The 11,814-nt window shown below is 64.1% G+C and carries 3 protein-coding genes; all 3 read left to right on the top strand.

The window, feature by feature from the left end; all coding sequences use genetic code 11:
• Position 1: 1 nt before the first annotated feature.
• The 3 genes from AC1RNP_RS00100 (at position 2) to AC1RNP_RS00090 (ending at position 11,793) form a co-directional block, all read left to right on the top strand.
• Positions 2 to 1,195 (top strand): hypothetical protein, encoded by a 1,194-nt coding sequence (locus AC1RNP_RS00100; protein WP_493049179.1) that lies wholly within the window; start codon positions 2 to 4, stop codon positions 1,193 to 1,195.
• A 26-nt stretch (positions 1,196 to 1,221) separates the two neighbouring features.
• Positions 1,222 to 3,627: an efflux RND transporter permease subunit gene (locus AC1RNP_RS00095; protein WP_493049178.1), complete on the top strand. Its 2,406-nt coding sequence runs from the start codon at positions 1,222 to 1,224 to the stop codon at positions 3,625 to 3,627.
• Between the two features lie 63 nt (positions 3,628 to 3,690).
• Complete coding sequence (locus AC1RNP_RS00090; protein WP_493049177.1) at positions 3,691 to 11,793, top strand: beta-ketoacyl synthase N-terminal-like domain-containing protein; 8,103 nt, start codon at positions 3,691 to 3,693, stop codon at positions 11,791 to 11,793.
• Positions 11,794 to 11,814: the final 21 nt, after the last annotated feature.

Below are 11,814 nucleotides of genomic sequence, written 5' to 3'. Positions count from 1 at the left end.
CGTGATCTCGACGAAGACGATCGCCGCCGGTATCGCCGCGCTTGCCTGGGCCTCGGTCGCCCAGGCCGAGTGGAGCTGGAAAGGCTTCGCCGGCCTGGAGGGCGCGCGATATCCCCAGTTCGTCGGTGTCGACGGCGTCGTCAACCCGCGCCAGGAACGCGACAACCTGGCATTCAAGGGGCAGCTGGAGGTCGGCTACACGGCGGAATCGAACTGGAGCGTCGGTGTGCGCGCCTTCGTGCGCGAGGACAAGTACAACGACGATCGGGATGCGACCCGCTTCGACGAGGCCTGGATTCAATACGCGACCGATGATTGGGATCTGCGCGTGGGCAATCAGCTGGTCACCTGGGGCAGCGTGGAGAGTGTCAGCCATCTCGACATCGTCAATGCGCGCGATTACGAGGAGGACATCGTCGAACCGATGAAGATCGGGCAGACGGCGGCGCGCATGCGCTGGCGCTTCGATTCCAGCGATCTCGCGCTGTACTGGCTGCCGTATTACGAGCCGTCGCAGTTCGCCGGTCGCCGCTCGTACTACAGCATCGGCGGCGGCGTTCCGGAGGACTATCCGGACAGCGGCTGGAAGTCGGATCAATGGGCGCTGCGGTATTTCCAGCAAGGCGATGGTTTCGATTGGGGAGTGAGCTACTTCAACGGCTTCGAGCGCAACGCCAGCTTCGATTTCGATGCCGAGCGCGGCGAACTGGTCGGTGAAACGTACCGCGCAAGCCGGCTTGGATTGGAAATGACCAAGGTGATCGGCGACTGGCTGCTCAAGGGCGAGTTCGTCTATCGCCACAGTGGCCAGCGGAACAATCGCGACGCGCTGCTGTACACGGTCGGTGTCGAGTACACGGCGAGCAGCATCTGGCGGCACTCGGATCTGACGTTCTATGGCGAATACCTGGCCACCACCCGTAACGTGGCCGCGCACGAGCTGATGCAGAACGATCTGTTCGCGGCGCTGCGCTGGACGGTGAACGACCGTCATCAACAGCGGCTTCTGCTCGGCACCTTCCTCGATCTGGACAACACCACGGGCCACGTCTACAGGCTCGAATACACGATCAGCCCCATTCCGGATTACGACGTGGTGCTGCGCTACACCGATACCCGCAACTACTACCCGAGTCCCCGCCATACGGAGCGGAATGACGGCGCGATCAGCCTGTTCCTGCGCCGCAACTTCTGAATCTCCGCAACTTCCGAGCCGCGAACATGAAGCTTTCCGACTTCGTCCAAAATTACTCCGCCTGGATCATCCGCAACCGGATCGTGGTGATCCTGACCTGCCTGATCGTGACGATCGCGCTGGGCACCTTCACCGACCGGCTGAAGTTCGACACCAACTACCGCATCTGGTTCGAGTCGGACGATCCCTATCTCGCGCAACACGACAAGTTCCTGCGCGAGTTCGGTAACGACGACAGCTTCGTGGTCGCCTTCGAGGACGAGCAGGGCATCCTGCGCAAGGAACCGATCCAGGCGATCCAGCGGCTCACGGACAGGTTCTGGCACCTGCGCGGCGTGATGCGGGTCGATTCGCTGAGCAATTTCCAGGCCACGCGCGCGACCGATGACGGCATCTCGGTGAAGGATCTGTTCCCGACCGACGAGCCCCTGGATGCACAGGCGATCAAGGCTGGTGCCGAATACATCGCCGGCGAGCCGCTGATCACCGGCGCCTTGCTCACCAAGGATCAGAAGGTCGCGGTGATCCGCGGCAAGTTCGCGCCCAACGCGATCAATCCGGAGCTGCCGCACGCGGTCTACACCCAGCTCAAGCAGATCCTCGATGAGGAATCCGCGCGCAGCGGCTACACCTTTCACATCGCCGGCGGCCCGATCACCGACGAGGCCTTCGATCAGGTCTCCAAGAGCGACGGCGCGAAGCTGATGCCGCTGCTGTTGCTGGCGATGGTGGCGATCCTGGCGCTGCTGTTCTTCTCGGTCTGGGCGGTGATCATCCCGCTCGTGGTGGCGGTGCTGACCATTGCCGCCACGCTGGGCCTGCACGGCCTGCTCGGCTTCAAGATCGACGCGGTGACCGCGATCACGCCGCAAGTGCTGCTCGGCATCTCGGTGGCGACGGTCATGCACGTGCTGGCCACTTTCTTCGACGAGAAGCGCAAGGGCGCGACCTCGAAGGACGCCGCGCGCGAGGCGCTGGCGGACAATTTCGTGCCGGTTGTGCTCACCAACATCACCACCGCGCTTGGATTCGCATCGTTCATGGTCGGCAATATCGTGCCGGTCACGTTGTTCGGTTTCCTCGCCTGCGTGGGATCAATGTTCCTGATGGTGCTGTCGCTGAGCCTGGTGCCAGCGCTGTTGAGCTTCTATCCGAAGAAGGCGGGCCGCTCGCCGCTGGCCGCGCTCGATCTGTCCTCGCGGCTAGGCCGCCTTGGTGCATGGGTGGTGCGTCATCGCAAGCCGGTGATCCTGAGCTGGGTGGCGCTCACCGTGCTGTTCGCGGCCTTCATTCCGAGGTTGACGGTGGACTCCAACCCCAGCCTGTACTTCCGCGAGGGGCATTGGTTCCGCGATTCGATCAACTTCATCCAGACGAAGGGATCGGGTGGCGCGGTGTACGAGATCGTGGTGCGCGGCAAGGGGCCGGAGTCGATCAAGACGCTGGACTACATGCATGACCTCGACAAGTTGAGCGAATACCTGAAGAAAGACGCGCCGGTCGATTTCGCCAACGTGTATTCGCTGTCGATCATCCTGCGCAACATCAACCGCTCCATGCACGGTGACGATCAGGCCTACCACGTGCTGCCGGACAGCGATGAGGCCATCGCGCAGTACCTGTTGCTGTATTCGCTGTCGGTGCCGGTTGGTCAGGACATCAACGACCGTTTCAACGTCGACAACTCGGCCACGCGCGTGACCGTGATTCGTCCGCTGACTTCCACCAAGATCAGCCGTCGCAACATCGACGCGATCAGCGCCTGGGCGGCGCAGAACCTCAAGCACGCCAAACTCGAGTTCACCGGGCGCGACGTGCTGTACACCAACATGGGCAACAATCTGACCGACAGCATGGTCAAGTCGCTGGCGTTCGACCTGCTAGTGATCATTCCGGTGCTGCTGTTGATGTTCCGCTCGGTCACCGCCGGGGTAGTGAGCGTGTTCTCGAGCGTCGCGCCGCTGGTGATCGTGCTTGGCCTGATGGCGCTCCAGGGCATCATGCTGGACGTCGGCACGCTGATGGTGGCCGCGCTCGGCCTCGGCATCGTCGTCGACGATACGGTGCATCTGCTGGCGCACTACTTCAAATACCGCAAGGCCGGAGAAGACGCGGAAACCGCATCGGTGTCGACGATGCGCCACATCGGCACGCCCGCGCTGGCAACGACGCTGACGCTGATCTGCGCATTCGCGATGTTTACTCTCGCGCAGTTCCAGCCGAACCATTACTTCGGTCTGCTCATCAGCATCATGGTGGCGCTTGCACTCATCGCCGACTTGAGCCTGACGCCGGCACTGCTGGCCTGGCTTGACGGCAGACGCGCAAAGACGCCAGCGGCGAAGCCGATTCGTGAGAACGCCGCGCCGCCAGTGTGGCCCGAAGGCAAGGTCGATATCCCGGCAGACGCGATTCCATCGCCGGCGCAGTAGGCATGCAGTCAAGACACGCTCCATTCCTTCCGAAACGAACAGGGAAACTCATCGGATTCCGTCATGGCCAAGAAATCTGCGAAAAAAACCGCACCAGTCCGCAGCAACAAGCGCAAGACACCCGCCATGTCGCATGCGATCGGGCGCGCGCCGGCCGGCATCCTCGATGCCGAAGGCTCGCTCGCCGATCTGCTGCTGCGAGGCGCGCAAGAGAACGACGTCGGCATGGTGTTCGTGCAGCCTGATGGCAGCGAGCTCAACGTCAGCTACGCACAGATCCTGCAGCAAGCGAAGGCACGGCTGGCCGGGTTGCGCGAAGCCGGTGTACCGACCGGCGTTCCGGTGCCGATGGTGGTCAACCACGGCCCCGATTTTCTGGTGACGTTCTGGGCCTGCATTCTCGGCGGCATCGTGCCGGCGCCATTGACGTATCCGACCTCGTTCACTTCGCCGAACAACGCGCTGACCAAGGTGTATGAGGTCTGGCAGCAGCTGGAACAGCGGCCGATCCTCGGCGATCGCACGCTCGCCGAGAAGCTGGTGCAGACGGAGCTGATCGATACGAGCAACATGCGCGTGCTGGTCGGCGACGACCTCGACCGTCCCGGCACCGAAGCCGAACCCGCGCCTGGTCGTGCGGACGACATCGCCTTCATCCAGTACAGCTCCGGCAGCACCGGCAGCCCCAAGGGCGTGACGCTCACGCACCGCAATCTGCTGATCAACGTCGAGGCGCTGATGCTCGCCACGGAGCACAAGTCCGGCGAGACGACGGCGAGCTGGATGCCTTTCAGTCATGACATGGGACTGATCTGCCTGCATCTGTTCCCGCTGGCCGGGCTCGCCAAGCAGATCAACATGGCGCCGCAGTTGTTCGTGCGACGGCCGCTGCTGTGGTTGGAGAAGATCGCCCAGCATCGCGCGGTGCTGACCGGATCGCCGAATTTCGGTTATCGGCTAGTGCTGGACAAGCTCACGCCGGAATACGTGCAAGCACTGGACCTGAGCGCTTTGCGCGTCATTCTCAACGGCGCCGAACCGATCTCGGTGCCGCTGATGCGCGAATTCACCGAGGCACTCACGCCATCTGGATTGCGTGCGGAAGTGGTGTACCCGGTCTACGGCATGGCAGAGGCCAGCGTCGGCCTGGCGATTCCGCCGATGGGGCGGCCGGCCATCATTCGCGCTGTCGATCGTCGCCTGCTGGCGGAAAGCGGCCGCGTGAAAGTGGTCGACGAGCACGACCCCGAGGCGATCCTGATTCCCGACGAAGGCCCGCCGATCGCCGCCAGCGAATGCCGCGTGGTGGACGATACCGGCAAGCTGTTGCCGGAAGGCAACGTCGGACACATCCAGATCCGTGGCCTCAACGTCACGCAGGGGTTCTACGCCAATCCGGAGGCCACGAGCGAAGCGAAGGATGGCGACTGGATCCGTACCGGCGATCTCGGTTTCATGATCGACGGGCGTCTGAGCATCACCGGTCGCGCCAAGGACATCATCATCGTCGATGGGCAGAAGTTCTTCGCCTACGACCTGGAAGCCTGCGCGGAAAGCGTGGAAGGCGTCGCCACCGGCAAGGTCATCGCCTGTGGGTGGAATGACGCGGATATCGGCCGCGAACGCGTGGCGCTGTTCGTCGGCGTCCGTGGCGAGCAGGGCAGGGACTTGCTCGCAGAGGTATGGCGCAAGATCAACGCGGTGTTCGGCATCGCCGCCGACTATCTGGTGGCGATCAAGTCGGTGCCGCGCACGACCAGCGGAAAATTGCAGCGCTTCGCGATGCGCAAGGACTTCCTGGCCGGCGAATTCGCCGACAGCACGTTCACCGCCGACGATCTGCTCGCCGAGCCGGTGCGGGCGGAAGCAGCGGTGCAAGGCATCGAGGCCCCGTCTGCGGAGACGTTGAAGACGCGGATCCGCACAATCTGGGCGCAGATCCTCGGTCGCGACGAAACACGGATTCCGCTGGATCGCCCCTTCCTGGAGCTGGGCGGCTCCTCGGTGAAGGCGGTGCAGGTGTTGGGCGCATTGGAACAGGATCTGGCGACCACGCTCAGCCACGAATTCCTTCTGCAGTGCCGCACCATCGAGGAGATGGCGGCCTACTTACAAGCGCATCTGGCACGGCACGATCACGCCGTCCTGGCGGAAACCAAGACCGTTGCCGCCAGCATCGACAACGACGAAGACATCGCGATCATCGGCATGGCCTGCCGTTTCCCGCAGGCCGACACGCCGGAAGCCTTTTGGGACAACCTCATCCAGGGCCGAGATTGCGTGAGCGAAGTGCCGCGTGATCGCTGGGATGCCGACATCCACTACCAGCCCGGTGTGGCCGGCAAGAGCAATTCGCGCTGGGGTGGATTCATCGAAGCGCCATATGCGTTCGATCCGGAGTTCTTCCACATCAGCGCCGAAGAGGCGCGGATCATGGATCCGCAGCAGCGTCTGTTCCTGCAGACGACGTGGGAAGCGCTGGAACGCGCCGGCCACGCGGGTGCGCGCACGCAGGGCAAGCGCGTGGGCGTGTTCGTAGGCGCTGGGCATCTGAATTATCTGGAACACCATCTGCATGGTTTGGACCTGCAGCGTCTGCAAGGCTTCGATAGCGTGCGCAACCTGCCGCAGGAGCAGCGCGAGGCGCTGGTCGCGGAATGGAAGACGCGCTTCGGCGATAGCGAGCTGCAGCCCAACACGCTGGTCGACAATCTGCTCAACATGATCGCCGCGCGCACCTCGCACGCGCTCAACTTCAAGGGACCGAGCCTCGCGGTCGACACCGCCTGCTCGTCCTCGCTCGTGGCGGTGCATCTGGCCTGTGACAGCCTGCGGCGCGGCGAATGCGAGATCGCGGTGGCCGGTGGCGTCAACCTCAATCTCACGCCGACGCCTTATCTGATGTTCTCGCGCGCCGGCGCGCTCTCGCCGAGCGGTCGTTGCCGCGTATTCGACGCCGAGGCCGACGGCATGGTGCCGGGCGAGGGTGCCGGCACCGTGGTATTGAAGCCGCTCAAGCGCGCGCTGGCCGATGGCGATCCGGTGCTGGCGGTGATCAAGCGCTCTGCGATCAACAATGATGGCCGCTCGCTTGGCGTGATGGCGCCCAATCCCGATGGTCAGCGCGTTGCCGTCGCCAGCGCCTATCGTGATGGTCGCTTGAAGCCCGCCGATATTCAGTACGTGGAAGCACACGGCACCGGCACGGCGATCGGTGATCCGAGCGAGCTGCGCGCATTGGCGCACGTGTTCTCGGAGCTCGGCGCTCCGGATGATTGCGTGGTCGGATCGGTGAAGGCGAACATCGGCCATCTGCTCAGTGCGGCGGGTGTCGCCAGCCTGATCAAGCTGGTGCTCGCGCTGCAGCATCGGCAGATGCCACCGAGCCTGCACGTGAAGCGTGTCAACGCGCAGATCGACGGACAGATCGATTCCACAACAGGCAAGCCCGTATTCCGTGTATTGCAGGAAGCGCAAGGCTGGGAAGCGCCGAAGCAAGGCACGCGACGTGGCGCGATCAACTCCTTCGGCTTTGGTGGTACGAACTGTCATATGGTGGTGGAAGAATTCCGGTCGACCGCCCATGAACCGCGCGCCGAGCGGCCGCAGCACCTGCTGTGCCTTTCGGCCCAGAACGAGGCCGCCTTGCAGCGCCGCGCCAGCGATCTGGCCGCGGCGCTGCAACGGTGGTCCGACCAAGCCGCGATCGATGTCGGCGCTGTTGATGTCGGTGCGGCTGATATTGCATTTTCGCAACATACCGGTCGCGCACATCTGCCAGAACGGCTGTTCGTCGTCGGCGACAGCGTTGAAGCGCTGGCCGAGCAGCTCGCCGGTGGCGAATACAAGCGCGCTCGCGCATCGCAAGCGCCGGCCAAGGTCGCGCTGATGTTCACGGGCCAGGGCGCGCAGTATCCAGGCATGGCGCGCCGCCTGTACGACACGCTGCCGAGCTTCAAGCGCATTCTTGACGAATGCGCGGCCTGTTTCGAGGGACAACTCGAAAAGCCGTTGCTTTCTTATCTGTACGCCGCCGACAGCGATGAAGCGCTGCTCGCGCAGACCTGGCTGACGCAGCCGTTGATGTTCAGCATCGACTATGCGCTCGGCCGGCTGTTGCTGGATTGGGGCGTCAAGCCGGCCTGCATGCTCGGCCACAGCGTCGGTGAATACGCAGCGGCCTGTCTGGCGGGCGTGATGCGGCTTGAGGACGCAGCGAAGATCATCGCCGCGCGCGGACGGCTGATCGCGGCGTTGCCGGCCGGCGGTGGCATGACCGCTGTGTTCGAATCCCAGGAGAATCTCGCGCCGCTGCTGGCCGCCTACGAGGGAGAACTTTGGTTCGGCGCCCACAACGGCAATCACCAGGTCGTGTCCGGCAAGTTGGATGCGCTGGCGAAGCTGCAGGAGCAGCTGCAGGCGCAGGGCAAGGTCTGTCGCGCGCTGAAGGTCTCGCATGCCTTCCACACGCCGCTGCTCGAACCGATGCTCGATGCGTTCGGGAAGGTGCTGGCCGAAATCGAATTCTCGGCGCCGAAGATTCCGCTGATCTCCAATCTCGGCGGCCAATGGATCGAGGATCGTGCTCTGGACGCTAAGTATTGGCGCGAGCACGTCTTGGCGCCGGTATGTTTCGAGCAGAGCGTGCAACTGGCGGCCGAGCGTGGCATCGGCGTCTTCATCGAATGCGGCCCCGACAAGGTGTTATCGAATCTCGCCCGTCACATCCTGGGTGCGCAGGCACAAGTGTTTCCGACGCTCGATCGCAAGCGCGACGACTGGCATGGGCTGCTGCCCGCATTGGGCGGGCTGTATCTCAATGGTGTTGAACCGGATTGGGAGGCTTGGGACGCCGATTTCGCGCCGAGGCGGATCGGGCTTCCGACCTATCCCTTCGCGCGCGATGAATACCGCATCGTCACCAACGATACGGCTTCCGCGTCGGAAGCTCCCGCGCCTCGTGTGCAGGATTGGAGTGGTACCGCCGAATCCGGGCGTTTGCTTGCCTTGCAACCCGTGCCGGCGCGCACCGCCAATGAAGAGCGTTTCATTGTTCCGACTCCCGCTCAGCAGGGAAATGAAAGTGGGAAGCCGTTGCAGGACTGGTACCAGGTCGTGCAAACGCTGGTGGCTGAACTCGCGGAGATTCCGGCGTCGCAGGTCGACATGTTCCGCAACTTCCACGATCTCGGCCTGGATTCGGCGACGGCAGTGAAACTTGCGGGACGGCTGGGCGAATTGACGCAGACCAAGCTGCCACCGACGCTGTTGTTCGAGCATCAATCGCCGACGGCCCTGGTCGAATATCTGCGCGCGGAAGCGGTACTGACGCGTGAGCCCGCCGCGCGCGAAACCGTTGAAGTATCGGCGGCATCGTCCCTGATCCCTCTCGGCGCGACGAGCTCGGCGCCCAGCGCAATCTCCATCGAGTCCAACGCGGATCTCCCCCACGTCCGCGATCACGATATCGCCATCATCGGCATGTCCCTGCGCATGCCGGGCGCCGACACGCCGGAGCAGTTCTGGCAGGCGCTGATCGAAGGCCGCAAGGCGATCCGCGAGGTCCGGCCGGATCAATGGTCGCTCGAGGACTACTTCAAGGCCGAAGACCAGGAGGCGCATACCAGCTACACGAAATGGGGCGCCTTCCTCGACAAGCCCTACGATTTCGATCCGATGTTCTTCGGTATCTCGCCGCGCGAGGCCGAGGCGATGGACCCGCAGCAGCGGCTGTTCCTCGAAGTCGCGTTCGAAGCCCTGCAGCAGTCCGGCTACGGCGGTGATTTCCGCACGCGCGAGATCGGCATCTATGTCGGCTGCGAGCAGAACCAGTATGGCGAACACTTCGTCAGCCATCAGCGTTACCAGGCGCTGCTGCGCCGCTACGCGCGGATGGAGTGGTTCAAACAGCTGCCAGAAACCGCGCGCGCGGAGCTGCTCGGCACGCTCAACGACGTGATGCGGCCGGCCGAGCTGATCTCCGATGCGGTGGCGGGGCAGGGCCTCAACGAAATTCCGGCGCGTGTGAGCCACTGGCTCGATCTGCGCGGACCGAATCTGATGGTCAACACCGCGTGCTCGTCGTCGCTGGTTGCACTGCACCTGGCCTGCGAAAGCCTGCGTGCGGGCGAATCACGCATCGCCATCGCCGGTGGTGCCTATCTGACCGGTTGCGACACGCCATTCGTGTTCCTCAGCCGTCTCGGCGCGGTGTCGCCGACCGGCGAATGCCTGCCGTTCGATGCCAAGTCCAACGGCATGGTGCTCGGCGAGGCGGTGTCGGCGGTGATCCTCAAACCGCTCAAGGATGCGATCGCCGATGGCGATCATATCCATGCTGTGATCAAGGGATCGGCGATCAACAACGACGGGCATTCCAACGGCATCACCGCGCCGAATCCGCGCGGCCAGGCCGAAGCGTTGCGCAAGGCCTACGTCAACGCCGGTCTGAGTCCGGATCTGGTCAGCTACGTCGAATGCCATGGCACGGGCACGCCGCTGGGCGATCCGGTCGAGATCGAAGGCATGACGCAGGCGTTCCGCAAGTTCACCGATCGCAAGCAGTTCTGCGCGGTCGGTTCGTTGAAGGCGGCATTCGGGCACAGCCTGTCCGGTTCCAGTCTGCCGAGTCTGATCAAGGTGATACTGTCGCTGCAGCACCGCACGATTCCGGCCACGATCGGTTACAACCAGGCCAATCCACACATCGATTTCGCCAGCTCGCCGTTCCATGTCGTGGCCGGACGGCCGCTGTCGTGGCAGCCGAGTGGCGATCAGCCACTGCGCGCGGGCATCAATTCGTTCGGTTTCGGTGGGACCAACTGCCATGTCGTGCTGGAGGAGGCGCCGCGCCTGCCGCCACCGGTGCAGAGCCAGGATGCGACGCAGCTGTTACTGCTCAGCGGCCGCACGCAGAATGTGTTGCAGGAGATCGCCACGCGTCTGCTCGGCGCCGTGGAGCAGCATCCGGAATACAGGCCGTCGCAGGTGTGCCTGAGCATGAATGGCACACAGCGCGATCTCGCTTTCAAGGCCGCGTTGCTGGTGCGCGATCGTCATGATCTGCAGAGCAAGCTCGCCGCCCTGTCCGCGGGACGCGAAGCCCCGGGCATCGAGGTGCGTCGCGGCAATCCCAAGCAGGTGCCGCAGGTGAGCCTGGTGCTGGATGGCGTCAATCCGCTCGACGCGCAACAGGCGCAGGAACTGATCGACGCCTTCCCGCTGCTGCAGCAGATCTGCGCCGACTGCAAGGGCTATTACCGCGATGCGATGGCCTACAGCAATCCGCTCAACCAGCAGCATCTGGATGAGCTGCTGTATGCCTTCGCGGTGCAGTACGCGCTCGGCCGGTTGTTGATGTCGGCCGAGATCAAGCCGGCGGCGATCGTCGCGGAAGGGACTGGAGTGCTGGCCGGCGCCTGTCTGCTCGGAATGTTGAGCCTGAAGCAGGCGGTGGCGATGTTGAGCCGGTATGCGCTTGGCCGGCACGAAATCGTCGATGGCGCATTCGAGTCGGAGGCGCGCGGCGACAGCTGGCACTGCCCGCTGGTGCTGCCGGGTGCGGTGTTGCGCAGCAATCAGGACCAGGCGGCGGTGCAGCTGAGCGCCTATCTGCAACAGCCGCGTCGTCTCGGCGCGCAGGACGTGCAGGAACTCGCGCGCGGCGACTACGGCCTGGTGCATCTTGGCGGCTCGCGCGAGTTACGCGAACAGCTGGGCATCGCCGACGCCGGCAACTGGCTCGGCGTGTCCGAGCCCGGGCAGGCGCGCGATGGCCACGAGCGGCTGCTGGCGCTGTTCGGCCGCATGTATGTGCGTGGCATCCGCTTCAATGCCCGCGTGCTGGCGACGGCGGGCGCGCGTCGCGTGCCGCTGCCGACCTATCCGTTCGAGAACAAGCCATACCGCTACAAGGCGCTGACCGTTCCGGGCCAGCAGGCCGTCATCGCTGCACCGGCGCAGGTGGCTGCTCCGAGCGCGCCGACGCTGGTTCCCATCGCGACGCCGAAGATATCGCCCTCGCTGCCACGCTTACAGCCGGCCGCGCCGTCATCGCAATCGCTCACACGCCTGCAGCCAGTCGCGCTGGCACAGCAGGCGCTCTCGACCGCACAACGCACGGCCCTGGCCGAGGAGCTCCGCAAGGAGCTCAGCCAGGTGTCGTGACCAATCAATGCCGTTGCCTAT

The sequence above is a fragment of the Luteimonas sp. GW821-FHT14E02 genome, from assembly GCF_058803905.1.
The sequence above is the reverse complement of the archived record's forward strand: the minus strand, read 5'-3'. Positions and strand labels throughout refer to the sequence as shown.

Bases quoted from the DNA above. Each gene is read 5' to 3' on its own strand.
- AC1RNP_RS00090 (WP_493049177.1), top strand. From the start codon at position 3,691: ATGGCCAAGAAATCTGCGAAAAAAACCGCACCAGTCCGCAGCAACAAG.
- AC1RNP_RS00095 (WP_493049178.1), top strand. From the start codon at position 1,222: ATGAAGCTTTCCGACTTCGTCCAAAATTACTCCGCCTGGATCATCCGC.